This is a genomic window from Mesorhizobium sp. M2E.F.Ca.ET.219.01.1.1 (assembly GCF_004016445.2).
GTDB lineage: Bacteria > Pseudomonadota > Alphaproteobacteria > Rhizobiales > Rhizobiaceae > Mesorhizobium.
The window spans coordinates 2106571-2128084 of record NZ_SADT02000001.1; the positions used below are offsets into that span (position 1 = coordinate 2106571).

At 63.5% G+C, this 21514-nt stretch carries 18 protein-coding genes; 15 read left to right on the forward strand and 3 right to left on the reverse strand.

From position 1 onward, the window contains the following. The first annotated feature begins 8 nt into the window (after positions 1-8). The 12 genes from EN862_RS10060 to lpxB all read left to right on the forward strand — a co-directional run bounded on the left by EN862_RS10060 (position 9) and on the right by lpxB (position 12587). Positions 9-1118: an aldo/keto reductase gene (locus tag EN862_RS10060; protein ID WP_127863919.1), complete on the forward strand. Its 1110-nt coding sequence runs from the start codon at positions 9-11 to the stop codon at positions 1116-1118. Positions 1119-1301: 183 nt separating this feature from the next. Next, entirely contained in the window at positions 1302-2024 is a 723-nt protein-coding gene (gene pyrH / locus EN862_RS10065; RefSeq protein WP_042642552.1) for a UMP kinase, read from the forward strand. Positions 2025-2113: 89 nt separating this feature from the next. Beyond that, entirely contained in the window at positions 2114-2668 is a 555-nt protein-coding gene (frr, locus tag EN862_RS10070; RefSeq protein ID WP_127863920.1) for a ribosome recycling factor, read from the forward strand. Between the two features lie 30 nt (positions 2669-2698). Continuing rightward, positions 2699-3418 carry an isoprenyl transferase gene (locus EN862_RS10075; protein ID WP_127863921.1) on the forward strand — a complete coding sequence of 240 codons (720 nt, stop codon included), beginning with the start codon at positions 2699-2701 and terminating at the stop codon, positions 3416-3418. Positions 3419-3430: 12 nt separating this feature from the next. Next, positions 3431-4246, forward strand: coding sequence for a phosphatidate cytidylyltransferase (locus EN862_RS10080; protein ID WP_127863922.1), 816 nt, complete (start codon positions 3431-3433; stop codon positions 4244-4246). 105 nt (positions 4247-4351) lie between these two features. Further along, positions 4352-5494 (forward strand): RIP metalloprotease RseP, encoded by a 1143-nt coding sequence (gene rseP / locus EN862_RS10085; protein ID WP_127863923.1) that lies wholly within the window; start codon positions 4352-4354, stop codon positions 5492-5494. 218 nt (positions 5495-5712) lie between these two features. Continuing rightward, complete coding sequence (gene bamA / locus EN862_RS10090) at positions 5713-8076, forward strand: outer membrane protein assembly factor BamA (protein ID WP_127863924.1); 2364 nt, start codon at positions 5713-5715, stop codon at positions 8074-8076. A gap of 77 nt (positions 8077-8153) precedes the next feature. Beyond that, positions 8154-9209 carry a UDP-3-O-(3-hydroxymyristoyl)glucosamine N-acyltransferase gene (lpxD, locus tag EN862_RS10095; protein WP_127863925.1) on the forward strand — a complete coding sequence of 352 codons (1056 nt, stop codon included), beginning with the start codon at positions 8154-8156 and terminating at the stop codon, positions 9207-9209. Then, complete coding sequence (gene fabZ / locus EN862_RS10100) at positions 9202-9663, forward strand: 3-hydroxyacyl-ACP dehydratase FabZ (protein ID WP_127863926.1); 462 nt, start codon at positions 9202-9204, stop codon at positions 9661-9663. The genes lpxD and fabZ overlap by 8 nt, the downstream gene beginning before the upstream one ends. 15 nt (positions 9664-9678) lie before the next feature. Beyond that, positions 9679-10512, forward strand: a complete 834-nt coding sequence (gene lpxA / locus EN862_RS10105; RefSeq protein WP_127863927.1) for an acyl-ACP--UDP-N-acetylglucosamine O-acyltransferase — start codon at positions 9679-9681, stop codon at positions 10510-10512. Then, on the forward strand, positions 10499-11416 hold the full coding sequence (gene lpxI, locus EN862_RS10110) for a UDP-2,3-diacylglucosamine diphosphatase LpxI (RefSeq protein WP_127863928.1): 918 nt from the start codon (positions 10499-10501) through the stop codon (positions 11414-11416). Before lpxA ends, lpxI begins: the two co-directional genes overlap by 14 nt. Beyond that, the gene (lpxB, locus tag EN862_RS10115; RefSeq protein ID WP_127863929.1) at positions 11406-12587 is read left to right on the forward strand and encodes a lipid-A-disaccharide synthase; all 1182 of its coding nucleotides are present in this window, start codon (positions 11406-11408) and stop codon (positions 12585-12587) included. The genes lpxI and lpxB overlap by 11 nt, the downstream gene beginning before the upstream one ends. Before the next feature lie 75 nt (positions 12588-12662). On the opposite strand, the gene gltA is transcribed toward lpxB, so the two are convergent. Next, entirely contained in the window at positions 12663-13991 is a 1329-nt protein-coding gene (gltA, locus tag EN862_RS10120) for a citrate synthase (RefSeq protein ID WP_127863930.1), read from the reverse strand. A 181-nt stretch (positions 13992-14172) separates the two neighbouring features. Continuing rightward, positions 14173-15597: a glutamate--tRNA ligase gene (gltX, locus tag EN862_RS10125; protein ID WP_127863931.1), complete on the reverse strand. Its 1425-nt coding sequence runs from the start codon at positions 15595-15597 to the stop codon at positions 14173-14175. A 103-nt stretch (positions 15598-15700) separates the two neighbouring features. Between gltX and EN862_RS10130 the strand changes: the two genes are divergently transcribed. Then, positions 15701-18139 carry a ComEC/Rec2 family competence protein gene (locus EN862_RS10130; RefSeq protein WP_127863932.1) on the forward strand — a complete coding sequence of 813 codons (2439 nt, stop codon included), beginning with the start codon at positions 15701-15703 and terminating at the stop codon, positions 18137-18139. A 24-nt stretch (positions 18140-18163) separates the two neighbouring features. On the opposite strand, the gene lexA is transcribed toward EN862_RS10130, so the two are convergent. Continuing rightward, entirely contained in the window at positions 18164-18898 is a 735-nt protein-coding gene (gene lexA / locus EN862_RS10135) for a transcriptional repressor LexA (protein WP_127863933.1), read from the reverse strand. 453 nt (positions 18899-19351) lie between these two features. Between lexA and kynU the strand changes: the two genes are divergently transcribed. Both kynU and EN862_RS10145 read left to right on the forward strand, forming a co-directional pair. Continuing rightward, positions 19352-20599, forward strand: a complete 1248-nt coding sequence (gene kynU / locus EN862_RS10140) for a kynureninase (RefSeq protein WP_127863934.1) — start codon at positions 19352-19354, stop codon at positions 20597-20599. A 59-nt stretch (positions 20600-20658) separates the two neighbouring features. Further along, positions 20659-21489, forward strand: a complete 831-nt coding sequence (locus EN862_RS10145) for an alpha/beta hydrolase (protein WP_127863935.1) — start codon at positions 20659-20661, stop codon at positions 21487-21489. The last annotated feature ends 25 nt before the right edge of the window (positions 21490-21514 follow it).

Sequence of the window (21514 nt, forward strand, 5' to 3'; positions counted from 1 at the left end):
AGACAACCATGAGCATGATCTATTACACGCTTGGCAACAGCGGGCTGCGCGTCAGCCGGCTGGCGCTCGGCACCATGACCTTCGGCACCGAGTGGGGCTGGGGCGCGGACAGGGACACCGCCCGTGCGATATTCGACGCCTATGTCGAAGCGGGCGGCAACTTCTTCGACACCGCCGACCTCTATACCGGCGGCACGGCCGAGACCTGGCTCGGCGAGTTCGTCGCCGAGCGTGGCTTGCGCGACAAGGCGGTGATCGCCACAAAATTCACCTTCAACGCGGAACCGGGCAATCCCAACACCGGAGGCAATGGCCGCAAGAACATCCTGCGTGCGGTGGATGCCTCGTTGAAGCGGCTCGGCACCGACTATATCGACCTTTACCTGCTGCATGTCTGGGACAGGATCACACCGGCGGAGGAGGTGCTGCGCACGCTGGATGACCTCGTGCGCGCCGGCAAGGTTCGCCATATCGGCCTTTCCGACGTGCCGGCCTGGTATGCCGGCCGCGCCCAGGCGATCGCCGAATTGCGCGGCTACGAGCCGGTCTCGGCGCTGCAGCTCGAATATTCGCTGGCGGAACGAACGATCGAACATGAGTATGTGCCGTTCGCGACCCGTCATGGCGCCGGGATCATGGTGTGGAGCCCTTTAGCCAGCGGCCTGCTCAGCGGAAAGTACAAACCGATACAGGACGGCAACGCAGGGCGTCTCGATGGCTTCCGCAACACCACGCATCCCGGCTTCCAGAAGTTCAGCGACCGCAACTGGGCGATCGTGGCGGAGCTCGAGAAGGTGGCGGCCGAGCTCGGCCGCAGCATGGCGCAGGTTGCGCTCAACTGGGTGGCGACGCGGCCCGGAGTCGCCTCCGTCATCCTCGGAGCGACCAAGCTCAGCCAGCTCGAGGACAATCTTGGCGCGCTCGATTTTTCGATCCCCGCGGAGCTTCGCACGCGGCTGGAAAAGGTCAGCGCCACGCCGGCGCCGTTCCCGCATCCCTATTTCGGCTCCGAGATCCAGGTGCGGGTGACCGGCGGCGCGGTCACCGGTGACAAGCCGGCCGGCTATTCGCCCGCGGTCGTGATCGAAGGCGATGCGGTCAGCATCTCAAGCGACTGATTGAAAAGGGCAAAGATCAAAAGCCAGCAACTGACCGAAAAAGCCTGGGATTTTGCACGAGGGCGCGGCGTGACATCGCCGCGCCCTTCGTGTATCGGGTCAGCCAGTCATGACAGCATCGCCAGGTGAAGCGGGGGCGGTTTTGCCTCCAAAATTGCCGCGCCGAGATTTTCGAGGATCAAGATGACGGATAAGCCCCTCTATCGACGTGTCGTGCTGAAAGCTTCCGGCGAAGCGTTGATGGGCGAGCAGCATTTCGGCATCGACGTCTCGGTGGTCGACCGCATCGCCGCAGACATCGCCGAGGCGCGCGCGCTGGGCGTGGAAGTGGGCGTCGTCATCGGCGGCGGCAACATTTTTCGCGGCGTCGCCGTCGCCTCCAAAGGCGGCGACCGCGTCACCGGCGATCACATGGGCATGCTCGCCACCGTCATCAACTCGCTGGCGTTGCGCACCTCGCTGAACAAGATCGGCGTCGACGCCGTGGTGCTTTCGGCGATCGCCATGCCGGAACTTTGCGAGAGTTTCTCGCAGCGCCAGGCGACCGCCTACATGAACCAGGGCAAGGTGGTCATCTTCGCCGGCGGCACCGGCAATCCGTTCTTCACCACCGATTCGGCCGCCGCGCTTCGCGCCGCCGAGATCGGTGCCGATGCGCTGTTCAAAGGCACGCAGGTCGACGGCGTCTATTCGGCCGACCCCAAGAAAGACCCGAACGCGGTCCGCTTCGACCGCATCAGCCACGCCGAAGTCATCAAACGCGGGCTTGCGATCATGGATACCGCAGCGATTGCACTTGCGCGCGAAAACAACATTCCGATAATCGTCTATTCGATCCACGAAAAAGGTGGTTTCGGCGATATTCTGAGGGGCGGCGGCCATTGCACGGTCGTCACCGACAAGTAACAGGCGCCGGGATCCGCCAAGCGACGACGGAACCGCGGGCGAGAAACGATAGAAGCAGTGAACCCGGCTAACGGGTCGAGGAGATGATCATGAGTGGCGAGTACGAAGACCTGAAGCGACGCATGGACGGGGCGATCGCCGCTTTCAAGCACGATCTGGCTTCGCTGCGCACCGGCCGAGCCTCCAGCAACTTGCTCGATGCCATCCAGGTGCAGGCCTATGGCACGGCGATGCCGATCAACCAGGTGGCTAACGTATCGGTGCCGGAGCCGCGCATGATTTCGGTGTCGGTCTGGGACAAGTCGATGGTCAGCGCGGTCGACCGTGCCATCCGCGAAGCCAATCTGGGCTTCAACCCGATCGTCGACGGCACCACGCTCAGGATTCCGCTGCCCGAGCTCAACGAGCAGCGCCGCAAGGAGCTGGTCAAGATCTCGCATGGTTACGCCGAGAATGCGCGCGTCGCGGTTCGCCATGTTCGCCGCGACGGCATGGATTTCCTCAAGAAGGCCGAGAAGGATGGCACCATCAGCGAGGACGATCAGCGCAAGCGCTCCGACCAGGTGCAGAAGCTGACCGACGAGATGATCAGCACGATCGATCACCTGCTTTCCGATAAGGAAGCTGAAATCATGCAGGTTTAGGGTCGGGTTTTCCGGCTCGAAAGCGAGATTATGGCAACGCCCGCGCATGTCGCGATCATCATGGATGGAAACGGACGCTGGGCCAAGGCGCGCGGTCTGCCGCGCCTTGCCGGCCACCGGGCGGGCGTCGAGGCGCTGCGCAAGACAGTCCGTGCGGCGCCGGAGCTCGGCATCTCCTACCTGACCGTCTACGCCTTTTCCTCGGAGAACTGGTCGCGGCCGAAATCCGAGGTCAGCGACCTCATGGGTCTGTTGAAGCTGTTCATCCGCCGCGATCTTGCCGAACTGCATCAGAACGGCGTGCGGGTGAGGATAATTGGCGACAAGCAAGGGCTGCAGCCAGACATCAGAGGCCTGCTGCAGGAAGCCGAATCGCTGACGGCGGGCAACGAGTCGCTGACGCTCATCATCGCCTTCAACTATGGTGGCCGCGACGAGATCGTCCGCACCGCCCGCAAGCTGGCGGATGCCGTCGCGCGCGGCGACATGGCGAGCGACGCGATAACGGCGGAGAGCTTTGCCGCTTCGCTAGATACAAAGGGCATTCCTGATCCTGAGCTTGTGATCCGGACGAGCGGCGAGCTCAGGCTGTCGAACTTCCTTTTGTGGCAGGCGGCCTATAGCGAGCTTGTCTTCCTGCCTTGCTACTGGCCGGATTTCAGCCGCGAACATCTGGCCGATGCCTTGCGCGACTTTGCCGGCCGCGAACGGCGCTTCGGCGGGCTTGCCGCCCGCGATGTCGCGCTTTAGGCGCCGCCACGCATGAGCAACCTTCAGCAACGTGTCATCTCGGCAATCGTGATGGCGGCGCTGACGCTTGTGCTCACCTGGCTCGGCGGATTGCCGTTCCGGCTGTTCTGCGCGGGAATAGCGGCGCTGATCTTTTATGAATGGACGCGCATGGCGCGCTCGGGCAACGGCGCGGCGCTCGGCTTCCTGCCGGAAGCGCTGATTCTGGTTTTCATCGTCGCGATGATCGCCGGACTGCCGGCCTTGTGGCTGGTGCTCCTCGTCGTGATCCTCGTGGCGGTCGCGGCCATTGCCGCCCGGATCAGGGGTGCTGCCCAGTGGGAAGCCTCCGGCGTGGCCTATGCGGCGCTATCCGGCTTTTCGCTCGCCTATCTTCGTGACGACAACCATTCCGGACTGATTGCGATTCTCTTCCTGTTCGCCGTGGTTTGGGCGACCGATATTGCGGCCTATTTCGTTGGCCGCGCGGTTGGCGGCCCGAAACTTGCGCCGTCGATTTCGCCCGGCAAGACGCAGAGCGGCGCGCTTGGCGGCGCGGTTGGCGGCCTTGCCGCCGGACTGCTGCTGGCAATTGCAGCCGGCGCCGGCAATCTCGTCCAACTCGGCCTCGCGGCGCTGGTGCTGTCAATCGTTTCCCAGATCGGCGATCTGTTCGAATCCTGGGTCAAGCGCCGGCAAGGTGCCAAGGATTCGAGCAACCTCATTCCCGGTCATGGCGGCGTCATGGACCGGGTCGACGGGCTTGTCGCGGCCGCGTTCGCGCTGTACGTCATTGGTTGGGTCGCGGCGGGCGCCGAGCATCCGGCATTGGGGCTGTTTCCGAACTGAACGACGATACGGTCAAGGCGAAAAATGGCGCGCGCCACGGTTTCGCCCGGATTGATGCCACAGTCGCGGCGGAGTGTCGTGTGCGGGCGAATTTGAGGGCATGACTTGAACGATATTTTTCACGCGGTCTTCAGCACGCAAGGCTTCGTCCTTGGCACGCTCGTGCCGTTTCTGTTCGTGCTGACCGTCGTCGTGTTCGTCCACGAGATGGGGCACTATCTCATCGGCCGCTGGTGCGGCATCGGCGTGAAGGCCTTTTCCATCGGTTTCGGCCCCGAGCTCGTCGGCTTTAACGATCGCCACGGGACGCGCTGGAAGCTTTGCGCCATTCCGCTCGGCGGCTACGTCAAATTCGTCGGCGACATGAATGCGACGTCGAGCCAGCCGAGCGCCGAGGAGATCGAATCGCTGACCGACGCCGAGCGCGAGGTCGCCTTCCACACGCAGCCCATATGGAAACGCGCCGCGACAGTCGTTGCGGGGCCGCTGTTCAATTTCCTGCTGACGATCGCCGTGTTTACGGTGCTGTTTTCCCTCTATGGCCGTCCGGTTCTGGAACCTACGGTGGCCCAGGTCACCGCGGGCAGTCCGGCCGAGAAAGCCGGAATCCTGCCTGGCGACCGATTCGTCAAAGTCGACGGCAGCAAGGTGGAGACCTTTGCCGATGTGCAGCGCCTGGTTTCAGGCAGGGCAGGCGATGCCATCACCTTCACCATGCTGCGCGACGGCAAGGAAATCGCCGTCACGGCGACACCGGAGCCCATGGAGCAGCAGGATGCGCTGGGCAACAAGGTCAAGGTCGCGGTTATCGGCGTCGTCAACAATGCCGAGCTCGGCCAGCCACGTTTGATCTCCTATACGCCGGCCGGCGCCGTGGTGGCGGCGGTCGAGGAAACCGGCCATGTGATCGAGCGCACCGGTCAGTTCCTGCAGCGCTTTGCGCTTGGACGCGAGGACAAATGCCAGTTGGGCGGCCCGATCAAGATCGCCAAGATGTCCGGTCAGGCGGCAAAGCTGGGCTTCGAGTGGCTGGTGCAGCTTGTTGCATTTCTGTCAGTCGGGATAGGATTTCTCAATCTCCTGCCGATTCCCCCTCTCGACGGCGGCCACCTGTTGTTCTACGGCGTGGAGGCCGTCATAAGGCGGCCCGTTTCGGAGCGAATGATGGAGATGGCCTATCGGACCGGGCTGTTCCTGGTGCTCGGTTTCATGGGCTTCGTTTTTTGGAATGATCTGTTTGGGTGCTGAAATCATGAAGAAATTTGGCTTCAGCCCCACCCATATTGAGATGCCGTTTACCATGCGTGGGGATATGCGTGACGCGAAAGCCACGCGGTACGGTTAAGTAAATACAAATTAACCGGGAGCCTTGCGTGTAGGGAAAATCCGGTTAATACGGTAAGGGAAAATACCGCACGTCCGGTTTTCTCGCCGTGGGGACTACGAGAAAAAGGTACAAAAGCCCGATGAAGGCAGCATCCAAGTTTCTGAGCGCCGCTTCCGCGGCGGCTTTGTCCGCCGCTCTGGTCGTGCCAGGCGCGCTCGCAGTGCAGTTCGCTGCCACCTCGGTGGCCGAGGCCGCGGTCATTTCGCGTGTCGAGGTCAGCGGCAACCAGCGGGTCGATGCGGAGACCATCCGCAATTACATCTCGATCAAGCCGGGCAAGCCCTTCTCCAGCTCCGATATCGACGAAGCCGTCAAGGCGTTGTTCGGCACTGGGCTGTTCTCGGACGTTCAGATCAACCAGGTCGGTTCCAGTCTGGTCGTCAAGGTTTCCGAGTACAAGGTCGTCAACCAGGTCCTTTTCCAGGGCAACAAGAAGATCAAGGATAACGCGCTTCAGATGGGTATCCAGCTGAAGCCGCGGGCGACCTTCTCCCAGCAAACGCTCGATGCCGATGTCGAGGCGATCAAGTCCGCCTACAAGCGCATCGGCCGTGACGATGCCGCCGTGACCACACAGATCATGGATCTCGGCGACAATCGGGTAAACGTGGTCTTCAACATCAACGAAGGCGGCCGCACGCAGATCGCGGCGATCAATTTCGTCGGCAACCACGCTTATTCCAGCCGCCGCCTGTCCGACGTCATCAACACCAAGCGTTCGTCCTGGCTGTCCTTCGTGCTGCGCGACGACGTCTATGACGAGGACAAGCTGCGCGCCGACCAGGAGTTGCTGCGCCGCTTCTACTACAATCATGGCTATGCCGACTTCCAGGTCGTCTCGGCCGTCGGCGAGCTTGACGACGCCACCAATAAATACACGGTCACCATCACGGTTCAGGAGGGCGATCGCTACACGTTCGGCGACGTCAGCGTGGAAAGCACCATTCCGGAGGTCGATTCGAAGGCGCTGGAATCCGTCGTCGAAACCCACAAGGGCGATGTCTACAACGCCAAGGATGTCGAGGATTCGATCGTCGCCTTGACCGAGAAGGTCGCGGGCTCGGGCTATGCCTTCGCCCAGGTGACGCCGCGCGGCGATCGCAATTTCGAGAACCACACCATTTCGGTCGTCTACACCATCGACCAAGGCACCAAGGCCTATATCGAGCGCATCGAAATCCGCGGCAACGACCGCACGCGCGACTATGTCATCCGTCGCGAATTCGATGTCAGCGAGGGCGATGCCTTCAACCAGGTTCTCATCCAGCGCGCGAAGAAGCGGCTGGAGGGCCTTAATTACTTCCAGTCTGTCGACATTTCGACGGTTCCTGGCTCGGCGCCCGACCAGGTCGTGCTGGTCGTGACCGTGGTCGAGAAGTCGACCGGCGAGTTCTCCATCGGCGCCGGCTATTCGACCGGTGGCGACACGCCCGGCCCGTCGATCGAGGGTTCGGTCACCGAGCGCAACTTCCTCGGCCGTGGCCAGTACATCAAGCTGTCGGCGGGCGGCGGCAGGCATTCGCGCGACTATGCCGTTTCCTTCACCGAGCCCTACTTCCTCGGCCGGCGCATCGCGGCGGGTTTCGATATCTACAAATCGACGCGCGAGTACGACCACTACGACACCGACACTACAGGCGCGACTATCCGTTTCGGTCTGCCGATCACCGACAGCATTTCGACGCAGCTGGCGTACAATATCTCGCAGGAGAAGTACTCGCTTGCGGACAATTGCACGACCAACGGGATCTACGATCCAACCAAGTGCACCATCTCCCAGGCGATTCGCGATGGTGTGGCAGAAAGCCCTTGGCTCAAGTCGTCGGTCAGCCTTGGTCTGGTTTACAACACCATCGACGACATGAAGAATCCGCATGAAGGCCTTTATGTCACCGGTACGACCGAGTTCGCCGGTTTGGGCGGCGATGCCAAGTGGGTCAAGGTGACCGGGCGCGCAAGCGTCTACCAGACGTTGTCCGAACAGCTTGATCTCGTCGGCTTGGTTTCGGGTGGAGCAGGCTACATTGCGGGCTACGGCAATGGCGATCTGCGTATCTTTGACTACTTCCAGAGCAACGATCGGATGATCCGGGGCTTCGAATATGGGGGTATTGGTCCCGTTGCCAACGACGGCAGCGGGGACCATCTCGGTGGCACGACTTACTTCAATGCCTCCGCGGAAGCCCAGTTCCCGCTTCCAGTTATTCCGGAGAGCTTCGGACTGCGCGGGGCCGTCTTTGCGGATGCGGCGACGCTTTATGGCAACAAGCTTGCCGGTGTCGAGCCGTCTTCAGAAGGCATGAAGCTCCGCGCTTCGGTCGGTGTCGGCCTGATGTGGGCTTCGCCGTTCGGCCCGATCCGCATTGACTATGCGATCCCGGTCAAGAAAGAGTCGACCGACAACGTGCAGGAATTCAACTTCGGCATCGCGACCCGCTTCTGATTTCGTGGTCGCGAGTTTCCGGGCCGGCTGACGGCCCGGACTAGACTGATCCGACCCAGCTGGATATTGCTTCTGGAATGACCGATCCGGTGTTCTTCGCGCCTTCACGCCGGTATACGGCTGGCGAGGTCGCGAATCTGACCGGCGCCAGCCTGCTTGATACCGCCCAGGCTGAAATTGCCATCGAGGCGCTGGCTCCCGCCAATGAGGGCGGCGACGGCGCGCTCGTCTTTGTCGACGGCAAGCGCAATTTCGCGCTGATGCAGTCGCTGAGGGCGGCCGCGGTCCTGTGCCCCGTCGATTTTGCCAGCAAGGCACCGCCAGGGGTCGCGGTGCTTATGCATCCTCGCCCGCAACAGGCTTTCGCGATGGTCGGGCGCCTTTTGTTTCCGCACGCCGCAACTCCGGGGCCGATGACCGGAGAAACCGGCATCTCGGCGCACGCCTTTGTCGATCCGTCCGCACATATCGAGGAAGGGGCGATCGTCGAAGCGGGCGCCGTGATCGGTCCCGGCGTGTCCATCGGCAGCGGCACGGTCATCGCGCCTCACGCCGTTGTTGGCCGCTCCTGCCAGATCGGCCGCGACGGGTTCGTCGGTCCGGGCGCCAGCATCCAATATGCGCTTGTCGGCAATCGTGTCATCATCCATGGCGGCGCGAGGATCGGCCAGGACGGTTTCGGCTTCGTGGGCGGCGCCAAGGGGCCTGAACGCGTGCCGCAGATCGGTCGCGTCATCATCCAGGACGACGTCGAGATCGGCTCCAATTCGACCGTCGACCGCGGCGCGATGTCCGATACCATCATCGGCCAAGGCACCAAGATCGACAATCTGGTGCAGATCGCCCACAATGTTCGCATCGGCCGCAATTGCATTATAGCGGGCCTTTCGGGTATTTCCGGTTCCGTCGTCGTCGGCGACAACGTCACCATGGGTGGCGGTGTCGGCCTCGCCGATCATTTGACCATCGGGCCGGGGGCCAAGCTTGCTGCGAGAAGTGGATTCATGAACAACGTGCCGGCAGGCGAGATTTGGGGAGGCTATCCGGCACAGCCGATGGCGGAAGCCATGCGCGAGATAGCGATGCTGCGCAAGATGGCCAGGACGCGCAAGCAAGGCGGCGGAAATGGCTGATATGGTGGCAACTACACTCGAGGCGGTCGACATCATGGGGCTGATGAAGCTCCTGCCGCACCGCTATCCGTTCCTGCTGATCGATCGCATCGTCGACATCGACGGCGACGAATCCGCCATCGGCATCAAGAACGTGACCATCAACGAGCCGCATTTCCAGGGCCACTTTCCGCAACAGCCGGTCATGCCCGGCGTGCTGATCATCGAGGCGATGGCCCAGACCGCCGGAGCGATCTGCATTCGCACCCTCAATGCTGAAAAGCCCTCGCTGGTTTATTTCATGACCATCGACAACGCCAAATTCCGCAAGCCGGTGGTTCCAGGAGACCAGCTCAGGATCCACGTCAAGAAGATCAAGAAACGCGGTAACCTGCTGAAATTCGCCTGTGAGGCGATGGTTGACGGCGCGAAGGCGGCAGAAGCCGAGGTTTCGGCCATGATGGTTACCGGCTGACGGTTCGAAATGCTCATGAAAGTCGCGACATTCATCCATCCTTCCTCGGTCGTCGAAGAAGGAGCCCGGCTCGGCGAGGGCGTCCGCATCGGACCCTTCTGCCATATCAGCGCCGATTCAATCATCGGCGACCGCGTCGAGCTGGTCGGCCATGTGTCGGTGATGGGTGCCACGACCGTCGGAGCGGGGACGAAAGTCTATCCGATGGCGACGCTCGGCGCGCCGCCGCAGAACACCAAGCACAAGGGCGGGCGCACCACGCTCGTCATCGGTGAGAACTGTACCATCCGCGAAGCCGTCACGATGCATGTCGGCACCGATTCCAGCCGTGGCGAGACGAGTGTCGGCGACAACGGCAATTTCCTTGCCTATGCCCACATCGCCCATGATTGCGTCGTTGGCAAGAACGCGACTTTCGCCAATGGCGCGACGCTCGGCGGCCATTGCGAGATAGGCGACAACGTCTATATCGGCGGCCTGACCGCCGTTCACCAGTTCGTGCGCATTGGCGACAACGCCTTCATCGGCGGCTGCTCGGCGGTTGTCGGCGATATCATTCCCTATGCGATCGCCGCCGGCAATCGCGCCAAGCTGCGCGGCCTGAACATCGTCGGGCTGAAGCGTTCCGGCCTGCCGCGCTCGGAAATCTACCTGCTGCGCAAGGTTTACCGGTCGATTTTCGACCGTTCCCGCAGCGTCGCGGAGAATATCGATCTCGCCAGGGCGGAATTCGGCTCCTCGTCTCCTGCCGCCACGAAGATGATCGACTTCATCGCCAGCGGCGGCAAGCGGCACTATGCGGTCCCGCCGCTGAAGGGTGGCGGCGACGATGCAGATGACGAAGGCTGAGGCGGCCGGGACGAAACTAAACTTCGCGCCGGGCGCCAGGATCGGCATTATCGCCGGCGGCGGCAGTCTGCCGGTGGAAGTCGCCGCGAGCTTGGCAGAGCAAGGGTACCCGCCTGTCATCATCGCGGCCGAGGGCGAAGTCGACCGCAAGTCGGACCTCGCCGCTTACGAAACCGAGAAGCTTGCTCTTGAAGACTTCGGCTCGCTGGTGCCGCTGCTAAAGCGCAAACGGATCAGCCATCTCGTGCTGGCCGGCGAGATCAGGCGCAGGCCGAAATTGACTGGCATGCGGCCGAGCCTTGGCCTGCTGGCCGTCGTGCCTACAGTGGTCATGGGACTGGCGCGCGGCGACGATGGCTTGCTGAAGATCCTGACGCGCTTTCTGGAAAAGCGGGGCATCAAGGTCGTCGGAGCGCACGAGATCGTGCCTGAACTGCTTGCGGGCGGCGGCCCGCTGACCAAGGCGGAGCCGCGCAAATCCGACTGGCGTGACATCGAGGCGGCGCGGGCTGCGGCGAAGGCGATCGGCGCGCTGGATATCGGCCAGGCCGCGGTCGCGATCGGCGGCCGGGCGATCGCGCTGGAAGGCATCGAAGGCACCAACGGACTGCTCGAGCGAACAAGGCAATTGCGCAACCATGGCAGGCTCGCCGGCAAGACGCGCGGCGTGCTGGTCAAATGCGCCAAGCCGGGTCAGGAATTGCGGGCTGACTTGCCCACCATCGGCCCGCAGACGATCGAGGCCGCGCATGCGGCAGGCCTTGCCGGCATAGCCGTCGAGGCCGGCCGTTCGCTTATCCTTGAAGGCCCGATCACGCTTGCCCGCGCGAATGCCTTTGGCCTGTTCATCGTCGGCCTGCCCGCGACGGAGCTGGTCAAACGGGAGCCGGCTGATGGCCGCTGACAAGCCGCTCAAGCTCGCGATCGTCGCCGGCGAGGAATCCGGCGATCTGCTCGGTGCCGATATCGTGCGGGCGCTCGAGCGTACGACTGGCCGCAAGGTTCAGCTTGTCGGCATCGGTGGCCGGCACCTGCAGCAATTAGGGCTGACGCCGCTGTTCGACGGCGGAGAGATCGCGCTGATGGGTTTCAGCGCGGTGCTGCGCGACCTGCCGCGGCTGATGCGTCGCATCAGCCAGACGGCGGCGATGATCGCGACCGAGCGGCCTGATTGCCTCGTCACCATCGACAGTCCCGACTTTTCGCTGCGCGTGGCGAGGAAGGTCCGCGCAACGGCGCCCGCCATTCCTATCGTTCACTATGTCTGCCCGAGCGTATGGGCCTGGCGGCCGGGCAGGGCGGTGGCGATGAAGCCCTATGTCGACCATATCCTGTGCATCCTGCCGTTCGAGGTGAAGGCGCTTGCCCGTCTCGGCGGACCACCGGGCACTTATGTCGGTCACCGGCTGACGCGGGATCCGGGCGTGCTTGGCGCCGCCAAGGCGCAGAGCCAGCCGCGCGACCTCTCCGACGACCGCGTCAAGACGCTGCTGGTGCTGCCCGGCTCGCGCCGCGGCGAGGTCCGCCGGCTGATGGAACCCTTCGGCAAGGCGATGTCGGCGCTGCGCCAACGCGGCCATCGGCTGCGCCTGCTGTTGCCGACGGTGCCGCATGTCACCGAGCTGGTGAAGGCTTCGGTCGCCAGTTGGGACGACAAGCCGGAAATCATCACCGAGCCGGAGCGCAAATGGCAGGCCTTCGGCAAGGCCGATGCGGCATTGATCGCGTCGGGAACGGTGTCGCTCGAGTTGGCGCTTGCCGGCGTTCCGATGGTTTCCTGCTACAAGCTCGATCCGATTGCGCGCCAGCTTCTGCAGCATCTGGTCACGACATGGTCGGCGCTGCTGCCCAATTTGATCTCCGACCGCACGCTGGTTCCGGAATTCTACGACCAGTATGTCCGGCCGGAGAACCTCGCCCGGCAGCTGGAAGCCTTGTTTGCCGACACCGGCATGCGCGCCTGGCAAAAGGCCGGCTTTGCCGAAATTGCCCGGCGCATGGCGACCGAGCGGCCTGCCGGCGAGATCGCCGCGGAAGTGGTGCTGGGGTGCGTCAAGAAAGCGAATAGGGAGTAGCGAATAGCGAGTAGGGCTGTGTCGGCTTTGCCCTTCTGCCCCTATTCGCTACTCGCTACCTCGCTATTCGCTCGATTACCTTTTCGCAATCGGCACGTAATCGCGTTCCGTGGCGCCGGTGTAGAGCTGGCGCGGACGGCCGATCTTCTGGTGAGGATCCTCGATCATTTCCTTCCACTGCGCGATCCAGCCGACGGTGCGGGCAACCGCGAACAGCACGGTGAACATGGTGGTGGGGAAGCCCAGCGCCTTCAGCGTGATGCCGGAATAGAAGTCGACGTTCGGGTAGAGCTTCTTTTCGATGAAGTAAGCGTCGGTCAGCGCGATCTTCTCCAGCTCCATCGCGATGTCGAGCAACGGGTCGTCCTTGATGCCGAGCTCGCCCAGCACCTCATGCGCGGTCTTCTGCATGATCTTGGCGCGCGGATCGTAGTTCTTGTAGACGCGGTGGCCGAAGCCCATCAGCCGGAACGGATCGTTCTTGTCCTTGGCGCGGGCGATGAACTCCGGGATGTGATCGACATGGCCGATCTCGCCCAGCATGTTGAGCGCCGCTTCGTTGGCGCCGCCATGCGCCGGGCCCCACAGGCAGGCGATGCCGGCGGCGATGCAGGCGAAGGGATTGGCGCCCGACGAGCCGGCAAGGCGAACGGTCGAGGTCGAGGCGTTCTGCTCGTGGTCGGCGTGCAGGATGAAGATGCGCTCCATGGCACGTGCCAGAACAGGGTTGATCTTGTACTCCTCGCAGGGCACGGCGAAGCACATGTGCAGGAAGTTGGCCGCGAAGTTCAGCTCGTTCTTCGGATAAATGAAGGGCTGGCCGATGTGGTATTTGTAGGCCATCGCGGCGATCGTCGGCATCTTGGCGATCAGGCGCATCGAGGCGACCATGCGCTGATACGGGTCCGAGATGTCGGTCGAGTCGTGATAGAAGGCCGACAGCGCTCCAACCACGCCGCACATGACGGCCATCGGATGCGCGTCGCGGCGGAAACCGGTGAAGAAGCGCGACATCTGCTCATGCACCATGGTGTGGCGGGTCACGCGGTAGTCGAAATCCTCCTTCTGCGCCTTGGTCGGGAGCTCGCCGTAGAGCAGGAGGTAGCAGACCTCGAGGAAGTCGCCATGTTCGGCAAGCTGGTCGATCGGATAGCCGCGATGCAGCAGGATACCCGCATCGCCGTCGATGAAGGTGATCGCCGACTCGCAGCTTGCGGTGGAGGTGAAGCCGGGGTCGTAGGTGAAGGCGCCGGTCGTGCTGTAGAGCGCGCCGATATCGATCACGTCAGGCCCGGTCGAGCCGCTTCGCACCTTGAATTCGTGCGTCTTGCCGGCGAGTTCGAGCCTGGCGGTCGACCCTTGCGCCTTGCTGCCCGGTTCCAGTTTTGTCGCAGCTTCGCTCATTCTCAAACTCCTTTTGTGTCCTCATGCCGGCAAGGCAATTCCTGCAAACGGCACGTCGAAGTCACCGGAATGCGCGAACTCGCCACCGCATTTTAGGAGGTGCGTGCCAGATTGGGCCAAGGCCTAATGTTGCACTGCGAAACACACCTTTCAATGCCAATCTTTTTGGGCCAGCTCGCTCCTAATCGATTTGATCTCCAATGCGCGCCAGGCTTTCCTGGCGGCCCAGCACGGCAAGCACGTCGAACACGCCGGGCGAGGTGCTGCGGCCGGTCAGCGCGGCCCGCAGCGGTTGGGCCACGGCGCCGAGCTTGTGCCCGCCGGCCTGCGCGAACTCGCGGATCGAAGCCTCCGCCGAGGCCGCGCTCCACTCGCCTTGAACGGAAGACAACGCGCCATGCGCGCCGCGCAGAATCGCGCGCGCATCCGCGTTGAGCAAGCCCGCCGCCTTCTCGTCCAGGGGCAGTGGCCGCTCGGCGAACAGGAAAGCCGCGCCGTCGACCAGCTCGACCAGGGTCTTGGCGCGCTCTTTGAGGCCGGGCATGGCGGCAAGCAACTGCGCCTTGCGCTTGTCATCGAGCTTTGCGGCGAGCGCCGGACCGCCTTCGAGGTAGGGCAAGGTGGCGACGAAGATGTCGAACAGCGCCTGGTCGTCCATCTTGCGCATATGGACGCCGTTCAGCGCCTCGAGCTTGGCGAAGTCGAAGCGGGCAGCGCCCTTGTTGACGTCGCCGATGTCGAACCAGGCGACCATGTCCTTGATCGACATGACCTCATCGTCGCCATGGCTCCAGCCGAGCCTGGCCAGATAGTTGAGCAGCGCCTCCGGCAAATAGCCCATGGCGCGGTAGGCCTCGACGCCGAGCGCGCCGTGCCGCTTCGACAGCTTGGCGCCGTCGGCGCCGTGGATCAGCGGGATGTGCGACATCGACGGCACGTCCCAGCCCATGGCGTTGTAGATCACCGTCTGGCGCGCGGCATTCGTCAGGTGATCGTCACCGCGGATGATGTGCGTGACGCCCATGTCGTGGTCGTCGACGACGACGGCATGCATATAGGTCGGGACGCCGTCGGAACGCAGGATGATGAAGTCGTCGAGATCCTTGTTCGGGAAGCGAACCTCGCCCTGAACGCGGTCGTTGACGATCGTCACGCCCTCGGTCGGCGCCTTGATGCGGATCGCGCCATTGACGCCTGCCGGTGCCGCGGACGGATCGCGGTCGCGCCACTGGCCGTTGTAACGCGGCGGCAGGCCCTTGGCGCGGGCCGCCTCGCGCATTGCCTCGAGCTCGGCCGGCGTCTCGAAGGCGTAGTAAGCCTTGCCCAAGCGCACAAGCTCCTCGGCCACCTCGCGATGGCGCGGGGCGCGCTCGAACTGCGATACGGCGTCGCCGTCCCAGGAGAGGCCAAGCCAGGTCAGTCCGTCGAGAATGGCGGCCGTAGCGGCTTCGGTGGAGCGCTCGCGATCAGTGTCCTCGATGCGCAGCAGCATGGTGCCGCCGGTATGCCTGGCATAGAGCCAGTTGAACAGCGCCGTGCGCGCCCCGCCAATATGCAGGTAGCCGGTGGGCGAGGGGGCAAAACGGGTGACGACCTTGTCGGACATGGAACTCTCGAAGAAGCACTGAAAAAATGCATGTTTCGCGCGGACTTTCGCGCTTTGCGCGTTCATGTAGCATAGGCGGTCTGGGGCGCAAGGGGCAGACCCGATGGCTGGACGTGGCCGGGGCGCAGGAGAGGGCGAGGGAATGACAGCTGGCGTCAGCGAACGCCTGATGTTTGCCCATGCCGAGCCTGCGGAAGAAGTGCCGGTTTCGCTTCCGGAACTCCATCCGCCCGCCGAGCTACCGCCACCCGGTGGCGGTGCGCTGCAGCCAGCCTCGGCAACAGCCATCGTCGGCAGGATCCGAAAACAGCTTGGCCGCGCTTCGCTCCCTGCGCTGCGGCGAAGCGTTGCGGTCGCTGCCACCACCGAGCTCGACCGCGGCGTCGGCTTCCTGCTGGTGCCGGTGTTCCTGGCCGCCGGCGTGATCTACTATTTCTCGCTGAGCACCGAGCCTGATCTCTACAGGCCGCTCGCGGCGGTGGCTTTGATGGCTGTCTGCGCGGCAGTCTCGCGTTCCTGGCAGCGGACGCACCTTGTCTTCCTGGCATCGCTTTTCTGCGCGCTCGGCTTTCTGGCGGCCAAGGTGGAGACCTGGCGGATGGCGACGCCGATGCTGGGGGCCGAGATCCAGACACGGCTGACCGGCCGCCTGGTCACCGCCGAAGCGATGGCCAATGGCCGTGTGCGGCTGACCATCGATCTCATCTCCACCGAGCACCCGACGCTGCGTTACGCACCGGACCGCGTCAGGGTTTCGGCGCGCAGAATCCCGTCCGGCATGACGGCTGGGTCGATGCTGATCGGCTATGTCAAGCTGCTGCCGCCGACCGGCCCGGTTCGGCCGGACAGTTACGATTTTTCCTTCGACAGCTACTTTAGCGGCATCGGCGGTAGCGGCTTTTTCCTGGGCGATCCAAAGCTGTTAGCTCCGGCTTCGACGGCGCCCACGGGAGCACCTTTCGGAGCGCGCATCGCATCGGCCGTGGAAAATGCGCGCGAAGGGATCGCCGACCACATCCGGAGCAGCATCGGCGGGTCCGAAGGCGAGATCGCGGCGGCGCTGATCGTCGGCGTGCGCGCGGGCATTCCGGAAGAAATCAACGAGTCGATGCGGCGCACCGGCATCTATCACATCATCTCGATCTCCGGCCTGCACATGGCGCTGGTGGCCGGTACGATCATGTTCCTGCTGCGCGGCGCTTTCGCGCTGTTTCCGGATTTCTCGTCGCGCCGCCCGGTGAAGAAATACGCCGCTGCGATTGCGCTTGCCTCGATTGCCGCCTACCTCGTCATCTCCGGCATCGTGGTGGCGGCCGAACGGAGCTTCATCATGCTCGCTGTGATGCTGATCGCGGTGCTTTTCGACCGCGCGGCGCTGACGATGCGCAACCTGGCGATCTCGGCGATTGCCGTCATCATTGTCTCGCCGCATGAAGTGGTCGGCCCGAGCTTCCAGATGTCCTTCGCGGCCACCGCGGCCCTGGTCGGCGCCTATGCCGGCTTTGCCGACTATCGCGCCGGCAAAACGACCGCGCCGCCGGCAAAGCGTTCGTTCCTCGGATACCTGTCGCGAAAACTGGCGGTTGGCGTGGGCGGCGCCGCTGTAACCTCGCTCATCGCGGGCAGCGCGACATTGCTGTTTGCGATCTGGCATTTCCAGCGCGTGTCGCCGCTCAGCCTGCTCGCCAATCTGGCGGTGATGCCGATCGTTTCGCTGATCGTCATGCCGTTCGCCGTGTTGAGCGCGCTGGCCATGCCGTTCGGCTTCGACGGTCCCTTCCTCTATGTGATGGGCAAGGGACTGACAGCGATGATTGCCATTTCGGCATGGATTTCCGAGCGCTCGCCGGTCGATGCCGTGGGATTGATCTCGATCCAGTCGGTGCTGCTGGCGACAATCGCGCTGGTCATCGCGACCATGGCCACCACCTGGCTAAGGCTCGCCGCTGTTCCCTTCGCCCTCGCCGCGCTGCTGGCGATCCCGCATGTGCGCACGCCGGATGTGCTGATCTCGGAGGATGCGCATCTGGTGGCGATGCCGATCGGCGGCGGCGAACTTGCCGTCAACCGCGAACGCTCCAACGAGTTCACCACCGACAATTGGAAGCGGGCGCTGAAAGCCGAGGAAATCGTGCCGCCGGAGACGTTTGCCAAAGACGCTCTCGACATCGCCGATCCTGTCGACCTGCCACCAGGATCGCCCTTCTATTGCACCGGTGACCTCTGCATCGGCCGGCACCCTTCCGGCGCGATCGTCGCGCTTGCCGAAAACCGCGACAGCGCCCGGCCTGCCTGCGGCTTTGCCGACCTCATCGTCATCAACGATGCGACGGCCTACAATCCCTGCTGGGATCCGCGTGTGCTTGTCGTCACCAAGCGCCAGCTGGCGCGTGACGGCAGCGCCGCCGTCTTCTTCGATCCACAATCGGCAACGGCCCGCCCAGCCATCCAATATGCCGTCGAAAAGCCATATCGGCCCTGGCACGAGCAGCGCAAATACTCGCGCGAGGCGAGGGGGCTGCCGCCTTATGAAAAGCCCTGAGAGGGCCAAGCCCTCGCAGCCGGATCAGTAGCGCCTGATCAGCCCGACGAGCTTGCCCTGCACCTTGACCCGATCCGGTCCGAAGATCCGGGTCTCGTAGGCCGGGTTGGCAGCCTCCAGCGCGATCGAGGCGCCCTTGCGGCGGAAGCGCTTGAGCGTCGCTTCCTCATCGTCGACCAGCGCCACAACGATCTCACCCGGGCTCGCCGTGCTGGCGTTACGGATGATGACGGTGTCGCCGTCGAAGATCCCGGCCTCGATCATCGAGTCGCCCTTGACCTCCAGCGCATAATGCTCGCCGCCCATGATCATGTCCGGCGGCACCGAGATCGAATGCGTCTGGTGCTGGATGGCGTCGATCGGCACACCGGCGGCAATGCGGCCCATCACCGGAATGGACACGGCCGAAACGGCGTCGTCGTCATTGCTCGGCGTCGGCGTACGTGAAGGCGCTGCCGGCTTGACCTGGCGGCTTAGATTGCCCTGGCCGCCCTGGATGACGCTTGGCGAAAATTTCCTTGCGGCATTCAGGCCGGGCGCGATCGAGTCGGGCAGCCGCAAGACCTCCAACGCGCGCGCCCGGTTTGGCAGCCGGCGAATGAAGCCGCGTTCTTCCAGCGCCGTGATCAGCCGGTGGATGCCGGACTTCGAGGCCAAGTCCAGCGCTTCCTTCATCTCGTCGAAGGATGGAGGAATCCCGCTCTCCTTCAGGCGTTCATGGATGAACATCAGGAGTTCATGTTGCTTGCGCGTCAGCATTGGCGGCCCCCATGGGTTCAGAAACCAGAATCAGAAAAACAAACCCAGAACAAACACTATCTGTTCCAGTTGTGTTCCGCAACCGTTTAAAGTTTAATGAATTTCTTAAGGCTGCCGAAAGAATGTTGCATCCGACGGTGCCCGGCCGCCGGCGGCTGGGCTGTGTCATTGATTCCGCTCGATTTTGCAATTCTCCTTAAGCTGAAATTGAGAGGCGACACCGTCGCTGAGGCACCGAGAGTTTCGCGTCGGCTCATTCATGCATGCACCGTACCGTGAACGAAACGAACCCAAAATGCCAACCTTGGCGACGATTCCGGCCCTCAGCCTTTGCCGTCTATGGACCAGCTAACATAGGACAGAAGGTTCTTGCCGTGCCGCGGACGGTGATGAGACAACCGCTCGGTCGCCTGAGGATGTAGCGGCCTGGTTCGAAGCGGAGGCGGTAGCACAATGAGGGGAATTCCCGATCTTGCCGAGGTCGAGGCTATGGATGCCGCGGATCCGCTGCGCGCCCTGCGCGATCGCTTCGTTCTGCCGGAAGGGGTGATTTACCTCGACGGCAATTCGCTGGGCGCTGCTTCAATCAATGTCTTCAACGAGATCGAGAAGTCAGCGAAGCAGGAATGGGCGCGGGATCTCATCCGCGCATGGAACACCGCCGGCTGGTTCGACATGCCTGTCCAGCTGGGCGACCGGCTCGGGCGTCTGATCGGCGCCGCGCCTGGCCAGACGGTGGTGTGCGACACAACCTCGATCAACATCTACAAGGTCCTGCATGCGGCGCTCGCGATCCGGCCCGAGCGCCCGACGATCGTTGCCGAGGGCGACAGCTTCCCGACCGACCTCTACATGGCGGAAGGAGTTGCCTCGACACGGCCCGGCACGGTGCTGCGGCTCGAAGGCGTCGATGCCCCGGCGATCGAGGACCTGATCGACGACCATGTTGCCGTCATCCTGGTCAACCACGTCAACTACAAGTCCGGCCGGCTGCGCGACATGGCCGCCCTGACCCGCAAGGCCCATGACGCCGGTGCGCTGATCGTCTGGGACCTCTGCCACACGGCCGGCGCCCTGCCGGTCGATCTCGACGGCTCAAATGCCGATTTCGCCATCGGCTGCACCTACAAATATCTCAATGGCGGGCCGGGCGCGCCGGCCTTCATCTATGCCGCCACCCGCCATCATCCCGACATAAGCCAGCCGCTCAGCGGCTGGTGGGGCCATGCCAGGCCGTTCGCGTTCGAGCAGGGTTATGCCGCCGGCTCAGGCATCCGGCGGTTCCTGTGCGGAACGCAGCCGGTGCTGTCGATGCGCGCGCTGAAAGGCGCGCTGGATCTTTGGGACGAGGTCGACATGACGGCCGTGCGCGAGAAGAGCGTCGCGCTGACGGATCTGTTCATCCGGCTTGTCGAAGCGAGATGCGGCGCGTTCGGTCTCGAGCTGGAAAGCCCGCGCGATGGCGCCGAGCGCGGCAGCCAGGTGTCGTTCGCTCATCCGCATGGCTACCAGGTGATGCGCGCCTTGATCGAGCGCGGCGTGATCGGCGATTTCCGCGCGCCGTCGACCGTCCGCTTCGGCTTCACGCCGCTCTATGTCGGCTACAGGGATGTCTGGAACGCCGTCGAGGTGCTGGAAGACATACTACGCACGGGCGCCTGGCAGGAAGCGCGCTATGCGATCAAGGAGGCCGTCACCTGACTTCCAATGGCTTGCCGAACAAAGACAACTCGAATTTGATCTGATCGCTGGAGGGGCCGATGCTGGGACACCGCATTGTCGACTGGGATGACGCCTATGCCAACGGCGCGAACATCGCTGGCGGCGACCGCTGGCCGGCGGCCTGGGACGGCCCAGCTCAGGCATTTCGCGAAAGGCTGCTGGCAGAGGGCAGGGCGCGGCTCGACATCGTCTATGGCGAGGCGCCGCGCAGCCGGTTCGATCTCTTCCTTCCGGCTGCCGCGCCGAAGGGGCTCGTCGTGTTCATCCATGGCGGCTACTGGATGGAATCGGACAAGACATCCTGGTCGCATCTGGCCGCCGGCGCTGTCGGTCGCGGCTTTGCCGTCGCCATGCCTTCCTATACGCTGTGCCCGCGGACCAGGATCGGCGGCATCGTCAATGAAGTCGCGGCCGCGATGGGCAAGGCGGCGGCCATGGTCGATGGCCCGCTGATGCTGACCGGTCACTCGGCCGGCGGACATCTCGCCAGCCGGATGGTGACGGCGACTTCGCCGCTGGGCGCCATGGTGGCGCAACGCATACGCAAGGTCGTTTCGATTTCAGGCCTGCACGACCTTCGGCCGTTGATGTTCACGGCTTTGAACGAGACGCTGAACATCGACGAACGGGAAGCGTTGAGCGAAAGCCCAGCGCTGCTGCGGCCCGCGCAAGGAACCCGCATCACCTGTTGGGTCGGCGGCGGCGAGCGCTCGGAATTCCTGCGCCAGAGCGCATTGCTCGCCAACATCTGGACGGGGCTTGGCGCCGCTACCCAGTCAGTTGTCGAGCCGGACCGGCATCATTTCAACGTCGTCGATGGTCTCGCAGATCCGGACCATCCCCTGACCCGAACGCTGGTGGACGAATAACGATCGACTTCGTCGACATACAAAC

What these genes read in the sequence shown, in the direction of transcription:
- lpxD (WP_127863925.1), top strand. Translation starts at nt 8,154, where the DNA reads ATGACCGATCCGGTGTTCTTCGCGCCTTCACGCCGGTATACGGCTGGC.
- EN862_RS10075 (WP_127863921.1), top strand. Translation starts at nt 2,699, where the DNA reads ATGGCAACGCCCGCGCATGTCGCGATCATCATGGATGGAAACGGACGC.
- EN862_RS10145 (WP_127863935.1), top strand. Translation starts at nt 20,659, where the DNA reads ATGCTGGGACACCGCATTGTCGACTGGGATGACGCCTATGCCAACGGC.
- EN862_RS10130 (WP_127863932.1), top strand. Translation starts at nt 15,701, where the DNA reads ATGGCTGGACGTGGCCGGGGCGCAGGAGAGGGCGAGGGAATGACAGCT.
- lpxA (WP_127863927.1), top strand. Translation starts at nt 9,679, where the DNA reads ATGAAAGTCGCGACATTCATCCATCCTTCCTCGGTCGTCGAAGAAGGA.
- EN862_RS10080 (WP_127863922.1), top strand. Translation starts at nt 3,431, where the DNA reads ATGAGCAACCTTCAGCAACGTGTCATCTCGGCAATCGTGATGGCGGCG.
- fabZ (WP_127863926.1), top strand. Translation starts at nt 9,202, where the DNA reads ATGGCTGATATGGTGGCAACTACACTCGAGGCGGTCGACATCATGGGG.
- pyrH (WP_042642552.1), top strand. Translation starts at nt 1,302, where the DNA reads ATGACGGATAAGCCCCTCTATCGACGTGTCGTGCTGAAAGCTTCCGGC.
- gltA (WP_127863930.1), bottom strand. Translation starts at nt 13,991, where the DNA reads ATGAGCGAAGCTGCGACAAAACTGGAACCGGGCAGCAAGGCGCAAGGG.
- lpxB (WP_127863929.1), top strand. Translation starts at nt 11,406, where the DNA reads ATGGCCGCTGACAAGCCGCTCAAGCTCGCGATCGTCGCCGGCGAGGAA.
- frr (WP_127863920.1), top strand. Translation starts at nt 2,114, where the DNA reads ATGAGTGGCGAGTACGAAGACCTGAAGCGACGCATGGACGGGGCGATC.
- kynU (WP_127863934.1), top strand. Translation starts at nt 19,352, where the DNA reads ATGAGGGGAATTCCCGATCTTGCCGAGGTCGAGGCTATGGATGCCGCG.
- bamA (WP_127863924.1), top strand. Translation starts at nt 5,713, where the DNA reads ATGAAGGCAGCATCCAAGTTTCTGAGCGCCGCTTCCGCGGCGGCTTTG.
- EN862_RS10060 (WP_127863919.1), top strand. Translation starts at nt 9, where the DNA reads ATGAGCATGATCTATTACACGCTTGGCAACAGCGGGCTGCGCGTCAGC.
- lpxI (WP_127863928.1), top strand. Translation starts at nt 10,499, where the DNA reads ATGACGAAGGCTGAGGCGGCCGGGACGAAACTAAACTTCGCGCCGGGC.
- gltX (WP_127863931.1), bottom strand. Translation starts at nt 15,597, where the DNA reads ATGTCCGACAAGGTCGTCACCCGTTTTGCCCCCTCGCCCACCGGCTAC.
- lexA (WP_127863933.1), bottom strand. Translation starts at nt 18,898, where the DNA reads ATGCTGACGCGCAAGCAACATGAACTCCTGATGTTCATCCATGAACGC.